The organism is Streptosporangium sp. NPDC000509 (genome assembly GCF_042898365.1).
Taxonomy (GTDB): domain Bacteria; phylum Actinomycetota; class Actinomycetes; order Streptosporangiales; family Streptosporangiaceae; genus Streptosporangium.
Map to the genome: position 1 here is coordinate 226,934 of NZ_JBIAYX010000008.1, position 12,762 is coordinate 239,695.

The 12,762-nt window shown below is 69.6% G+C and carries 12 protein-coding genes; 6 read left to right on the forward strand and 6 right to left on the reverse strand.

Annotation, left to right across the window (positions count from 1 at the left end):
• Positions 1–37 precede the first annotated feature (37 nt).
• The gene (lepA, locus tag ACFY3D_RS16925; RefSeq protein ID WP_389980327.1) at positions 38–1,909 is read left to right on the forward strand and encodes a translation elongation factor 4; all 1,872 of its coding nucleotides are present in this window, start codon (positions 38–40) and stop codon (positions 1,907–1,909) included.
• Between the two features lie 68 nt (positions 1,910–1,977).
• Here the strand turns inward: lepA and ACFY3D_RS16930 are convergent, their stop codons facing one another.
• Positions 1,978–3,264 (reverse strand): glycoside hydrolase family 18 protein, encoded by a 1,287-nt coding sequence (locus ACFY3D_RS16930; protein WP_350944573.1) that lies wholly within the window; start codon positions 3,262–3,264, stop codon positions 1,978–1,980.
• Between the two features lie 648 nt (positions 3,265–3,912).
• Between ACFY3D_RS16930 and hemW the strand changes: the two genes are divergently transcribed.
• Positions 3,913–5,124, forward strand: a complete 1,212-nt coding sequence (hemW, locus tag ACFY3D_RS16935; protein ID WP_389980329.1) for a radical SAM family heme chaperone HemW — start codon at positions 3,913–3,915, stop codon at positions 5,122–5,124.
• A gap of 34 nt (positions 5,125–5,158) precedes the next feature.
• On the opposite strand, the gene ACFY3D_RS16940 is transcribed toward hemW, so the two are convergent.
• The 3 genes from ACFY3D_RS16940 to ACFY3D_RS16950 are packed head-to-tail and all read right to left on the reverse strand — an operon-like array spanning position 5,159 to position 7,504.
• On the reverse strand, positions 5,159–5,818 hold the full coding sequence (locus tag ACFY3D_RS16940) for a DUF4870 domain-containing protein (protein WP_389980331.1): 660 nt from the start codon (positions 5,816–5,818) through the stop codon (positions 5,159–5,161).
• 24 nt (positions 5,819–5,842) lie between these two features.
• Entirely contained in the window at positions 5,843–6,658 is an 816-nt protein-coding gene (locus tag ACFY3D_RS16945; protein WP_389980333.1) for a DUF3097 domain-containing protein, read from the reverse strand.
• A gap of 57 nt (positions 6,659–6,715) precedes the next feature.
• Positions 6,716–7,504 (reverse strand): hypothetical protein, encoded by a 789-nt coding sequence (locus ACFY3D_RS16950; RefSeq protein WP_350944567.1) that lies wholly within the window; start codon positions 7,502–7,504, stop codon positions 6,716–6,718.
• Between the two features lie 182 nt (positions 7,505–7,686).
• On the opposite strand from ACFY3D_RS16950, the gene hrcA reads away from it, so the two are divergent.
• The 3 genes from hrcA to ACFY3D_RS16965 all read left to right on the forward strand — a co-directional run bounded on the left by hrcA (position 7,687) and on the right by ACFY3D_RS16965 (position 10,751).
• Positions 7,687–8,700 carry a heat-inducible transcriptional repressor HrcA gene (gene hrcA, locus ACFY3D_RS16955; protein WP_362502214.1) on the forward strand — a complete coding sequence of 338 codons (1,014 nt, stop codon included), beginning with the start codon at positions 7,687–7,689 and terminating at the stop codon, positions 8,698–8,700.
• Between the two features lie 14 nt (positions 8,701–8,714).
• Positions 8,715–9,857, forward strand: coding sequence for a molecular chaperone DnaJ (gene dnaJ, locus ACFY3D_RS16960; RefSeq protein ID WP_362898431.1), 1,143 nt, complete (start codon positions 8,715–8,717; stop codon positions 9,855–9,857).
• Between the two features lie 162 nt (positions 9,858–10,019).
• Entirely contained in the window at positions 10,020–10,751 is a 732-nt protein-coding gene (locus ACFY3D_RS16965; protein WP_362898430.1) for a 16S rRNA (uracil(1498)-N(3))-methyltransferase, read from the forward strand.
• A 173-nt stretch (positions 10,752–10,924) separates the two neighbouring features.
• Here ACFY3D_RS16965 and ACFY3D_RS16970 read toward each other — a convergent pair whose 3' ends face one another.
• Both ACFY3D_RS16970 and ACFY3D_RS16975 read right to left on the reverse strand, forming a co-directional pair.
• Positions 10,925–11,626: a hypothetical protein gene (locus ACFY3D_RS16970; RefSeq protein ID WP_389980336.1), complete on the reverse strand. Its 702-nt coding sequence runs from the start codon at positions 11,624–11,626 to the stop codon at positions 10,925–10,927.
• Complete coding sequence (locus ACFY3D_RS16975) at positions 11,623–12,102, reverse strand: SigE family RNA polymerase sigma factor (RefSeq protein WP_043655278.1); 480 nt, start codon at positions 12,100–12,102, stop codon at positions 11,623–11,625. Before ACFY3D_RS16975 ends, ACFY3D_RS16970 begins: the two co-directional genes overlap by 4 nt.
• Before the next feature lie 284 nt (positions 12,103–12,386).
• Between ACFY3D_RS16975 and ACFY3D_RS16980 the strand changes: the two genes are divergently transcribed.
• The gene (locus ACFY3D_RS16980) at positions 12,387–12,737 is read left to right on the forward strand and encodes a histidine triad nucleotide-binding protein (RefSeq protein ID WP_350944844.1); all 351 of its coding nucleotides are present in this window, start codon (positions 12,387–12,389) and stop codon (positions 12,735–12,737) included.
• The last annotated feature ends 25 nt before the right edge of the window (positions 12,738–12,762 follow it).

The window sequence follows — 12,762 nt, forward strand, 5'->3', positions numbered from 1 at the left end:
ACATGTCACCATGGAAGACGGCTGGCATGCCAGCCGTATGATCGTCATCAATCTGTTGAAACGGATCCCGGTGCGCATTCAGCCTGGCCAGACCGACCCCGCTGTGCTCCGCAACTTCTGCATCATCGCGCATATCGACCATGGCAAGTCGACGCTCGCCGATCGCATGCTGCAGATCACCGGAGTGGTCGACGACCGTTCCATGCGTGCCCAGTATCTCGACCGCATGGACATCGAGCGCGAGCGCGGCATCACGATCAAGTCGCAGGCGGTCAGGCTTCCCTGGAAGGTCGGCGACACCGACTACGTCCTCAACATGATCGACACCCCCGGGCACGTCGACTTCACCTACGAGGTCTCCCGGTCGCTCCAGGCGTGCGAGGGCGCGATCCTGCTGGTCGACGCCGCGCAGGGCATCGAGGCGCAGACGCTGGCCAATCTCTACCTGGCGATGAACAACGACATGACGATCATCCCGGTGCTCAACAAGATCGACCTGCCCGCCGCCCAGCCGGAGAAGTACGCCGCGGAGATCGCCCACCTCATCGGCTGCGAGCCGGAGGACGTGCTGAGGGTCTCCGGCAAGACCGGCGTCGGCGTTCGCGAGCTGCTGGACCACGTGGTCTCGAACGTTCCGGCCCCGGTCGGCGACGCCGACGCGCCCGCCCGTGCGCTGATCTTCGACTCGGTGTACGACACCTACCGCGGTGTGATCACGTACGTCCGGGTGATGGACGGCCACCTGGGCAAGCGTGAGCGCATCCTGATGATGTCCACCACCGCGGCGCACGAGACGCTGGAGATCGGTGTCATCTCGCCCGAGCCGAAGATCGCCGACAAGGGGCTGGGCGTCGGCGAGGTGGGTTACCTGATCACCGGGGTGAAGGACGTCCGCCAGTCGCGGGTCGGCGACACGGTGACCTCCGTGACGCGTCCGGCCCTCCAGGCGCTCAGTGGTTACGAGCACCCCAAGCCCATGGTCTTCTCGGGTCTCTATCCGATCGACGGGGACGACTACCCCGACCTGCGCGAGGCCCTGGACAAGCTCCAGCTCAACGACGCCGCCCTGGACTACGAGCCGGAGACCTCCGCGGCGCTCGGCTTCGGATTCCGCTGCGGCTTCCTCGGCCTGCTCCACATGGAGATCGTCCGCGAGCGGCTGGAGCGCGAGTTCAACCTCTCGCTCATCTCGACCGCGCCCAACGTGGTCTATCGGGTGATCATGGAGGACGGCAAGGAGGTCGTCGTCACCAACCCCTCGGAGTTCCCCACCGGCAAGGTGGAGAAGGTCTTCGAGCCGATGGTCAAGACGACCGTGCTCGTCCCCTCGGAGTTCATCGGCGCGATCATGGAGCTCTGCCAGAACCGCCGGGGCAGCCTGCAGGGCATGGACTACCTGTCCGAGGACCGCGTCGAGATCCGCTACACCATGCCGCTCGGTGAGATCATCTTCGACTTCTTCGACCAGCTCAAGTCCCGTACGCGCGGCTACGCCTCGCTGGACTACGAGCCCTCGGGCGAGCAGGAGTCGGATCTGGTCAAGGTCGACATCCTGCTCCAGGGCGAGGCCGTGGACGCCTTCAGCGCCATCGTCCACCGGGAGAAGTCGTACGCCTACGGGGTCGAGATGGCCAAGAAGCTGCGCGAGCTCATCCCCAGGCAGCAGTTCGAGGTGCCGATCCAGGCGGCGATCGGCGCCCGGGTCATCGCCCGTGAGAACATCCGCGCCATCCGCAAGGACGTCCTCGCCAAGTGCTACGGCGGCGACATCTCCAGAAAGCGCAAGCTGCTGGAGAAGCAGAAGGAGGGCAAGAAGCGGATGAAGATGGTCGGCCGGGTCGAGGTGCCCCAGGAGGCGTTCGTCGCCGCGCTGTCCACCGAGTCCTCCGCGGACAAGAGCAAGAAATAGCTGAAACGTGCGGGCGAGGCCGCTGGTGACCCAGATCCTGCGGCCTCGCCCGGTATGAGGGGGATCGCTCAGCGCAGGACGCTGTAGAGCGCCGAGGTGAGCGACGCCCGGGTGTCGTCCTGGTCGATGGACCACATCATCGAGCCGCCGAGGCCCTTCAGGCGGATGTAGGCCGCCTTCTGCAGCAGCGTGGCCGGGTCGTCGTAGGACCAGAACTCGTTGCCGTCGTAGAGCCACACGGTCCCGGTCAGCAGGTCGCGGTGGCGCTTGCCAGGCTTCTTCACGAGGATCTTGTAGTCCTCGCTTCCGGCGGCGTAGGTGGCGGGAGCGGGGCCGGTGGCGGTGCCGTACAGGCCGTTCTTCCCGCCGGTGACGCCGGTCCAGCCCTGGCCGTACGCCGGTACGCCCACCACGAGCTTCTTGGCGGGTGCGCCGCGCGTGAGGTAGTCGCGGACCGTCTGGTCCACGCTGTACTTCACCGGGTGGGGGTCGCGCCGGTCGTTGAACAGGTTGCCGTTGTGGCCGGTGACGGTCTCCCACGAGCCGTGCAGATCATAGCCCTGGATGGTGGCGAAGGTGAGCTGCTTGAAGACGTCGCGGACCTCGAAGCCCGCGTCGATCTTCGCGGCGGCGGCGGGCAGGAAGGCGGTCAGCTCGGTGCGCTGGTCGAACTGGTTCATCTGGCGGCGGATCTCGGCGACGAACAGGGTGAAGTTCCGCTTGTCCTCGGGGCGGATGATGTTGCCGACCTCCCCTGAGGAGCCGGGCCACTCCCAGTCGAGGTCGATGCCGTCGAACACACCGGCCCCGGTGCCGGGGGCGGTACCGGGCAGGTTGCCCTTCAGCCACAGGTCGATGCAGGAGGAGGCCAGCTTGGCGCGGCCCTGGGGGGTCAGCACCGCGTCGGAGAAGTACTTCGAGCCGGTCCAGCCGCCGAGGGAGATCAGGGCCTTGAGCCCGGGGTGCTTGGCCTTGAGCTTCTTCAGCTGGTTCAGGTTGCCGTTCAGCGCCTGCCCTTCGACGTCGGCGACGCCGTCCACGCTCTGCTCGGCGGGCACCGGGCGCTGCCAGTCGGCCCACGGGTCGGGGGAGTAGCAGGAGCCCTCGGCGTTGACGAAGCCGAAGGCGTAGTTGATGTGGGTGAGCTTGGCCGCGGCGCCGCTGGTGTCCATGTCCTTGACGTGGTAGTTGCGACCGTAGATGCCCCACTGGACGAAGTAGGCGACCCGCTTGTAGCGGTCACCGTGTCCCTGGAGTCCCTGAGATGCCTGAGCCTGGGCGGGGGCCGGCGCGGCCACCGCCACGAGACCCGCGGCGAGGGCTGTCGCGATCACTTTACGGAGGAGTCTCTGCACGGGCTTCTCCACTGCTTGGAATAGTAACTTATAGGAAACTTTCCTTTAAGTTTTCCCGGATCGTAGACCTGCGCGATCTGGCCGTCAACGGCCATCGGCGTTTTGACCGGTGGACGGCAGGATGCTTCGACTACCTTGGTAAGGCATGGAGCAGCAGGCGTTCTGCAACCGATGTGGCACCCCTGTGCGCGGGCTGTCGCGATGTCCCGGGTGTGGGGCGTCCACGGGGGGCCTGCCCTCGGCGAGCCGGTCCTCGCCGGCCGGGTTCCCGCCGCTCCAGGCCCCGTCGGCTCAGACCCCTTCGGTGCGGCCTTCCGGGGGCGTCCCTCCGGGCGGGAGCAGGATTCCGCCCGAAGAGTGGCGGCAGGATCCCGCCGACTGGCAGCAGCATCTTCCACCGGACGAGCGCCCCCGGCCGCCCGCACCGGACGACCCGGCCCCGAGGGGCCGTGCCCGGTCGCCTCGCGAGGACCGCAAGGTCTGGCCCCCGCCTCCGCCGGCCACGGTCCTCGCCGACGGCGGCGACTCCGGTCGATAGGCGAGGGCCGAGGCTCGAAGCCGACGGCCCTGGCTTCGAGCCGGTCGGTGTCCCTGAGCATCGGATCTTCGGCGTACCGGGCATCGCGGGGAAAGCGGCAGACTTGAGGCGTGCCATCCACACTTCCCGACGGGGATCCCGTACCCGCCTCCGGCGAGCTCCCGGAGAGCGCGCTCGCCGGACTCGGCGAGCGGCCCTTCGGCTTCTACGTCCACGTCCCCTTCTGCGTGACCCGGTGCGGTTACTGCGACTTCAACACCTACACGGCGTCCGAGCTCGGCCCCGGCGCCTCGCAGAAGGACTACGCGGACACCGCCGTCGAGGAGGTGCGGCGGGCGCGGGCCAACCTCGGCGCCGCGCGTCTCCCGGTCGAGACCGTGTTCTTCGGCGGGGGAACCCCCACCCTGCTCCCCGCCGGGGATCTGGTACGGATCCTGAAGGCGATCGAGGAGGAGTTCGGGCTCGCCTCCGGCGCCGAGGTGAGCACCGAGGCCAACCCCGAGTCGGTGGATCCCGCCTACCTGGCGGAGCTGCGCGCGGGCGGGTTCAACCGGATGAGCTTCGGGATGCAGAGCGCCCGCGAGCACGTGCTCCAGGTGCTGGACCGCCGCCACACCCCCGGCCGCCCCGCACGGGCGGTACGGGAGGCGAGGGAGGCGGGGTTCGACCACGTCAACCTCGACCTGATCTACAGCACGCCGGGGGAGAGCGACGACGACTGGCGCGCGTCGCTGGCCGCGGCGATCGAGGCGGGGCCGGACCACGTCTCCGCGTACTCGCTGATCGTCGAGGACGGAACGAAGCTGGCCGCCAGGATCAGGCGCGGCGAACTCCCGATGCCCGACGACGACGTGGCCGCCGATCGTTACCTGATCGCCGACGCCATGCTGGCCGAGGCGGGGTTCGAGTGGTACGAGGTGTCCAACTGGGCGACCTCGGAGGCCGGGCGCTGCCGGCACAATCTGCTCTACTGGACCGGCGGCGACTGGTGGGGCGTCGGTCCCGGGGCGCACAGCCACGTCGGCGGCACCCGCTGGTGGAACGTGAAGCACCCCGCCGCCTACGCCCGGCGTCTGGCCGAGGGCACCTCGCCCGCGCACGCGCGCGAGGTGCTGGACCCTCAGGACCGGGCGGTGGAGCGGCTGATGCTGGAGCTGCGGCTCGCCCGGGGTTTCCCGCTCGGCGAGCTGGAACGCCCGCCCGTGGTCGCTCGCGCGCTCGCCGACGGCCTGCTGGAGGTGGAGCCGTTCAAGGCGGGCCGTGCGGTGCTCACCCTGCGCGGTCGTCTCCTGGCGGACGCCCTGGTCCGGGATCTCACCTGAGAGCTCCGGGGCACCGGCCGGTCCGCCGGGCGGGTCAACCGACGAAGCGGATGTTTATCGGATAGCGGTAGGTCTCTCCCCGGTTGGCCGCCAGCGCGGCGACGATCGCCATGACGATCGATCCGACCCAGAGGAAGAACATCAGCAGGAAACCGATGAACACGAACGCCAGGACCCAGCAGACGGCGTAGGCGATCAGCACCGTGAGCTGGAAGTTGAGCGCCTCGGCGGCCTGGTCGCGCGCGTAGGGCGACTCGTCCTTCTTCGCCAGATAGAGCACCAGCGGCCCGACGAAGGAGGTGAGCAGGCCCAGCAGGTGGGCGAGCATCGCCATGGTGGTGTCGTCGCTGCCCGGTCGCGGGCCGTACGTTCCAGGGGGCGCCTGGTGGCCGTATCGCGGCGGGGGGCCGTACGCCCCGTATTCGGGGTATCCGTGCTGGTAACCACCCGGGTAGCCGTCGGAGGCGTACGGGGAGGTGTACGGGGAGGTGTACGGCGGGTAGCCCCCGTACCGCTGGTCCGGTTGCCCGTGGGATCCGTATTCCTGGCCCGGTGGGGGGTGACCCTGGCCGCCGGGCCCGTATCCCTGGTCCGGGGGCGGGGTGCTCTGCCCCGGCCAGGAGTGGTCCGGCGGAGGGTTGCCGACCCGCCGCGTCGGGTCGTCGGCCGATGGGCCTTCGGGGTTCTCGCTCATGTCCCCTCCTGATGGGTTGACGGCCTATCCGTCCTCGTCCGGAACCGTCACGAAGTCGATCAGCTCCTCGACGGGGCCGAGGAGCTCTGGCTCCAGATCGGCATATGTCGTGACCGATCCGAGAATGCGGCGCCATGCGGCGGCAGGCTCCACATCCCAGCCCAGCGCGGCGATGACACCCTCCTTCCAGGGCACCCCGCGGGGCACCGACGGCCAGGAGGGGATCCTGAGCACCTGCGGTCTGACCGCCTGCCAGACGTCCACGAACGGGTGCCCGACGATCAGTACGTGCGGTGAGGAGATCCGCGCGACGATCCGGCTCTCCTTGGAACCGGGGACGAGGTGGTCGACGAGCACACCCAGCCGCCGCCCCGGCCCCGGGCCGAACTCCTCGACGATCGAGGGCAGGTGGTCGACCCCCTCCAGATACTCCACGACCACGCCCTCGACCCGCAGGTCGTGCCCCCAGACCTTCTCCACGAGCGCGGCGTCGTGCACGCCCTCCACGTAGATCCGGCTCTCCTTCGCGACCTGGGCCCGCAGGCCCTCGACCGCGATGGAACCCGACGCGCTCCGCCTCGGGCCGCGCGGCGCGGCGGCGGGTCGTACGAGGGTCACGACCCTGCCCTCCAGAAGGAAGGCGGCCGGCTCCAGCGGGAAGACCCGCCGGCGCCCGAAGCGGTCCTCCAGGGTGACGGCCTCCTTGTCGCAGGCCACCACGGCGCCACAGAAGCCGCCGTCGGCGTCCTCGACGACCAGGTCGAGCTCCGCGGGCACCTGGGGGATCGTCCCCCTGCGCGGGCGCCGCCAGTCTCCCGCCAGAACGTCACGCTCGTACATCACCGACCGCCACCCTCTCTCGCCGGGGATCAGGTGGGACGCTAGCAAACACCGGCGTCACCTGCCGTAGGGTCCCGGCTGTCCCCACTGCCCCATCGACGACGCGGCGGCGGCCTGGCGCTTGCGGGCACCGCTGCGCTTCACCAGCACGACGATCGTCACGACGATGGCGAGCAGAATCCCGATGCCGGGGATCAAGAACAGGGCGGCCACCCCGCCCACCAGCGAGTCGGCGGACAGTTCCCTGCCCACGCCGAAGGTCGTGCCGTCGGCGGGGTCGGCGGAGCACTGGACCTGGTAGTCGCCCGCCTGGTCCACGCCGACCCGCAGGCCCATCTCCCAGGTGACGCCGTCGGATCCCGCGACGGTCTGCTGGATGTCCGGCTTCTGCAGGCGGGGCGTGCTCGTACCGCCGGTGAGCGTGCACTCGAACTTGGTGGGCCCGCCGGTGGCGACGTAGATCGCCGGCTTGTCCGCCGGGTCGAGCGCGACCGTCGCGGTCTCGCCGGGGGCGAACGTCCGCGTCGGGGCCGCGTCGGTGACCGCGCCGAGGATGCCACCGGCGAAGCCGCCGATGCCGACGACGATGCTGACCAGGGCGAGCAACCAGACCCCGACGATCCACCCGATGCCAGGCTTGATCTTTCCGCTGGGAGGCGGTCCCTGCGGGGCGCCGTAACCGGGAGGGGCGTAACCGTACGAGGGGGGCTGCTGGCCGTACGGCTGCTGACCGTATTGCTGGCCGGGCTGCTGCTGGCCGTACTGCTGACCATACGGCTGCTGAGGGCCGCCGTGACCGGGGCCGCGGGAGGCGTCGCCCGGATAAGAACCAAAATCGTTGGACATGTGCAAATTGTGGTGGGTACCGCTTGGATCGCGATAGCAGTTGACTTGACAAAGGCTTGCCGTCATCATCCACCGCTTTCGCTTATCGCGCCTTCCGTGCGGGGGCCGTACACTTGGCACTCGGGAACACAGAGTGCCAAGCCTCGTGTTTCCCTCTGAACGCAGGCAGGGAGGTGACCACGTTGGTCGACGACCGCAAGCTCGCCGTGCTCCGCGCCATCGTCGAGGACTACGTGTCCACCAACGAACCGGTGGGGTCGAAGGCTCTCGCGGACCGGCACAACCTGGGGGTGTCCCCGGCGACGATCCGCAACGACATGGCGATGCTGGAGGAGCAGGGCTACATCGCCCAACCCCACACCAGTGCCGGCCGGGTGCCCACCGACAAGGGCTACCGGCTCTTCGTCGACAGGCTCTCGCAGGTGAAACCCCTGTCGAGCGCGGAACGCAAGGCGATCGAGAGTTTCCTCGCGGGTGCCGTGGACATCGACGACGTCGTCATGCGGACGGTGCGGCTGCTGGCCCAGCTCACCCGGCAGGTCGCCGTGGTGCAGTATCCGACGCTGACCCACTCGACGGTCAGGCACGTCGAGCTGGTGCCGCTGAGCGAGCGCCGGCTGATGTTCGTGCTGATCACCAACACCGGCAGGGTCGAGCAGCGCGTGATCGAGGTGCCCGACGTCATCGACGAGCAGCGCGTGGCACACCTGCGCGCGATGCTCAACGCCTCCCTCGACGGATGCGGGCTCACCAGCGTTCCCGACCGGGTCGCCGATCTGCCGGAGCGGTTGCCCGCGGAGGATCGACCGCTCGCGGCGACTATCCTGTCCGTACTGCTCGAGTCCCTGGTGGACAGGCATGATGAGAAGATCGTTTTTGCCGGGGCCGCCAACCTCGCGGGAGCCGACTTCACCGTCGGGCTCCGCGACGTGCTGGAGGCCCTGGAAGAGCAGGTCGTGCTCATGCGACTGCTCGGTGAGACCTCGGACCTTTCCGCGCTGACCGTGCGGATCGGCTCGGAGAACCCCTACACCGGACTCCAGGGCACATCCATCGTCGCCGCTGGATACGGTTCCGGGGACAAGCAACTCGCCCGGCTCGGTGTGCTGGGCCCGACGCGAATGGACTACCCGGTCACGATGGGCGCGGTGCGCGCGGTGGCACGCTACGTCAGCCAGATTCTGGCTGCATCATAAGAGGTCAACGAAAAGTGGCTAAGAGCGACTACTACGGCACCCTCGGGGTGCGCCGTGACGCCAGTGCGGAAGAGATCAAGAAGGCGTACCGCCGCCTGGCACGCGAGCTGCATCCCGACGTCAACCCCGATCCTGAGACTCAGGAGCGCTTCAAGGAGATCACACAGGCCTACGAGGTCCTGTCCGACTCCGGCAAGCGGCAGATGTACGATATGGGTGCCGACCCGTTCGCCGCGGGCGGCGGTGCGGGCGCCGGGGGCTTCGGCGCCGGCTTCCCGTTCAGCGACATCATGGACGCCTTCTTCGGCGCGGCCGGTGGAGGCGGTGGCCGAGGCCCCCGCTCCCGTGCCCGCCGCGGGCGCAACGCGACCATCAGGGTCGAGCTCGACCTGCGCGAGTCGGGCTTCGGCACGACCCGCGAGCTGGTCGTCGACACCGCCGTGGTCTGTGAGGTCTGCACGGGCTCAGGGGCCGCGGCCGGCACCCACCCCGACACCTGTGACATGTGTCACGGTCGGGGAGAGGTCTCCCAGGTCACCCGGTCCTTCCTCGGCCAGGTCATGACCTCCCGCCCCTGCCCCCAGTGCGGCGGCTTCGGATCGATCATCCGCAATCCCTGCCAGGAGTGCTCGGGTGACGGCCGGGTTCGCACCCGGCGGACCATCAAGGTCCGCATCCCGGCCGGTGTCGAGGACGGCACCCACATCCAGCTCGCCGGCGAAGGCGAGATCGGCCCGGGCGGGGGTCCGCCCGGAGACCTGTTCCTGGAGATCGTCGAGCGTCCCCACGAGATCTTCGAGAGGCGCGGCGACGACCTGCACTGCACCGTGCAGATCCCGATGACCGCGGCCGCGCTCGGCACCATCCTGACCATGGAGACGCTCGACGGCGCCGAGGAGCTCGACATCCGTCCCGGCACGCAGTCCGGGCAGACGATCCCCCTCTACGGGCGGGGCGTGCAACGGCTGAACGAGACGGGCCGAGGCGACCTGCTGATCCATGTGAACGTGGAGACCCCCGCCCGCCTCGACGCTGAGCAGGAGACGCTCCTGAAGGAGCTCGCCAGGCTCCGCGGCGAGGAGCGCCCGCCCGGTAAGTTCGCCCCCGGGCAGCAGAGCTTCTTCTCCCGCCTGCGGGACGCTTTCAATGGCCGCTGACCAGGTCTCAACGGCCGCTCCGCCCCGCTTCCGGTTGCGTCGTCACGGTCCGGCCCGCACCCTGCCCGGTGCAGGTTCCCGGCCGGGGCGTCGGGTCCGTCCCGAGGCATCGTCCCGGTCGCGTTGCCGGGGGCACCTCGGGGCGGTCCGCCCGGACGGCCCATGACCGTCCCGGTCTTCCTGGCGGACCCGGCCGACCTGGCCAGGCCGGAGTTCGTCTTCGGCGGTCCCGAAGGACGCCACGCGGCGGCCGTACGGCGGCTGCGGGCGGGTGAGCGGCTCGACCTGACCGACGGGGCGGGCTCCGTCGCCGAGTGTGTGGTGACCGAGGCGGGCAGAGACTCGCTCCGGGTCGAGGTGCTGCGCCGCCACGACGTGCCCGTGCCGTCGCCGCGCCTGGTCGTGGTCCAGGGCCTGCCCAAGGGCGACCGGGGCGAGCTGGCCGTGGAGATGATGACCGAGGCGGGGGTCGACGTGATCGTCCCCTGGGCCGCGGCGAGGTGCGTCACCCAGTGGAAGGGCGAGCGGGCGGCCAAGGCGCTGGCCCGCTGGCGCTCCACGGCGCGCGAGGCGGGCAAGCAGTCGCGCCGCTTTCACCTGCCGGAGGTGACGGAGCTCGCGTCCACCGCGAAGGTGGCCGGCCTGTTGTCGGCGGCGGCGTTGGGCGTCGTACTGCACGAGGAGGCCGCCTCCCCGCTGTCCGGCCTGCCTCTCCCCGCGGGCGGCGACATCGTCGTGGTGGTCGGACCGGAGGGCGGGGTGTCAGGGGAGGAGATCGCCGCGTTCCGCGAGGCCAAGGCGGTGCCTGCGCTGCTCGGGCCGACGGTGCTGCGCACCTCGACGGCCGGCGTCGTCGCGGCGGCGGTGCTCCAGACGCGCAGTGGCCGCTGGTAGGGCGCCCCTGCCGACGCGCTACCGATCGCACGGCGACCACGGGGCCCGGGGGATCCGCGCCGTGAGGTCTCGGCAGCCGTGAGACAGAGAAGCGGTCACGGCTTGCCGTGACCGGTACCAACGTTGGTTGTGGATGGGGCACCGGTCACGGCTCGCCGTGACCGGTTACCGCGCTAGTTCTGGATGGGGGCCGGAGCCAGGGTGTTCGCCTCCGTCGGCATGGGGGGCGACACGTCGCTCGAGGGGGCGCACTCATCGGGCGAGCACGGGCTCTCCGAGGGGGCCGGTGGCCTCGATCGCGACGGCGTCGGGGTCGCCTCGATCTCCTCACACTTGCTGATGATCCCGCTGGGCTCGACCTCAGGGCTGTCGGGGGGAGTGGGGCAGGTCGGCGTCGGCGTCGGCGCCGGCCGGGGCGTCGGCGCCGAGTCGGTCCTGGACGGCCGGGTGCTGGACGCCGCGCTCCTGGACGGTGTGGGCGTCGGCGGGAGCATGGTGGCGCCGGGGTCGCCCGACCTGTCGAGAGTCGGAAGCGGGGCGTGGGCGGACGGTGGCTGCGAGGAGGCCGCAGGGGGGCGCGAGGTGGCGGACCCGTCGACGGGAGGAGTCGACTCGGCGTACTTGACCCCTTCGGTGCTCACTTGAGGGATCACCTGTTCGCGGAACTGGGGAACCACCATGACGACGGTCGCCGCGACGAGGACCGCACCGGCGACGGAGGCTCCGGCACGCCACCACATCAGCCCGCGGAGTCCGCGCCGCTCGATGCGGCCGCGGATTATCTCCAGCCCGTCCGGGGAGGGAACGACCGAGTTCGCCTCCGCGCTGAGCGCGCGGCGAAGCAGCTCGCCGTACTCATCCGGGGAGTCGGTCATGACAGTTGCTCCAGTGAGGTTCGTAGGGCGGCCATGCCACGAGCCGTGTGGCTCTTGACCGCGCCTTTGCTGATGCCCATCGCGTGGGCGATCTGCGCCTCGGACAGATCTCCGTAGTAACGCAGGACCAGGGCCTCCCGCTGGCGTGCGGGCAACCCGCGCAGCGCTTCGATGACGGCGGAACGCTCGAACTCGCCGATCGCGCCGTTCTCGGCGCTCGGCGCGTCGGGCATGCCCTTGGGCGCGTACTTCTCGACGACCGCTCGATGCCGAAGCACCGAACGTGATCGGTTGACGACCGACTGTCGCAGGTAAGCCAGTGCCTTGTCGGTGTCGCGCAGTCGGCGCCAGGCGCCATGGATGGCGACGAACGCGTCCTGCACGACCTCCTCCGCGGTTGCCATATCGCGGACGAGCAAGACGGCGAGACGGACAAGAGACCGATAGTGCGCGCTGTAGAGCGCGGTAACGGCCATGTCGGCGTCCCATCCGACGGGCACCGCCCCGAGCGACCTGTCGGCCACGAGGGTCTCGGTGGTCACATCAGTGGGACGCTTGGCCTTCCCAGAGGGTTTACGCTCTTCCGGTTCATTAGGGGGCATGACCCAGTCGTGTCCTCGCCAGGCGGCCATATATTGCTGTGCGCAAAGGGCTGTCGTGGTTGAAGTTTTGCACACCCACCATATCCGGGCGGATCTTTGTTTGCGGACGGGAACCATCACCGATTCACAACGTCCTCAGCGGTATGGTGCCTGTCATGGTGAGCGAAGCCGACTGCCTGTTCTGCAGGATCGTGGCCAAGGAGATTCCCGCGGAGATCGTCTACGAGACCGATCGCGCGCTGGCCTTCCGCGATGTCAATCCCCAGGCGCCGACCCACGTGCTGGTGATCCCCAAGGATCATTACCGGGACGCGGCGGCCCTCGCCGCGGCCGACCACGGCCTGGCCGACGAGGTGATCAAGGCCGCGCACGAGGTCGCCCTGCTGGAGGGGGTCGCCGAGTCGGGCTACCGGCTGGTGTTCAACACCGGGCCCGGTGCCGGCCAGACCGTCTTCCACGTGCACGGACACGTGATCGGCGGGCGGGGCCTGCAGTGGCCGCCCGGCTGAAAACCGGTAGGCGTGATCTTGACGA

Excerpts from the sequence above, each read along its gene's own strand:
- ACFY3D_RS16950 (WP_350944567.1), bottom strand. The coding sequence starts at position 7,504 with ATGTCCAACGATTTTGGTTCTTATCCGGGCGACGCCTCCCGCGGCCCC.
- ACFY3D_RS16945 (WP_389980333.1), bottom strand. The coding sequence starts at position 6,658 with ATGTACGAGCGTGACGTTCTGGCGGGAGACTGGCGGCGCCCGCGCAGG.
- ACFY3D_RS16965 (WP_362898430.1), top strand. The coding sequence starts at position 10,020 with ATGACCGTCCCGGTCTTCCTGGCGGACCCGGCCGACCTGGCCAGGCCG.
- ACFY3D_RS16940 (WP_389980331.1), bottom strand. The coding sequence starts at position 5,818 with ATGAGCGAGAACCCCGAAGGCCCATCGGCCGACGACCCGACGCGGCGG.
- lepA (WP_389980327.1), top strand. The coding sequence starts at position 38 with ATGATCGTCATCAATCTGTTGAAACGGATCCCGGTGCGCATTCAGCCT.
- ACFY3D_RS16975 (WP_043655278.1), bottom strand. The coding sequence starts at position 12,102 with ATGGCCGTTACCGCGCTCTACAGCGCGCACTATCGGTCTCTTGTCCGT.
- ACFY3D_RS16970 (WP_389980336.1), bottom strand. The coding sequence starts at position 11,626 with ATGACCGACTCCCCGGATGAGTACGGCGAGCTGCTTCGCCGCGCGCTC.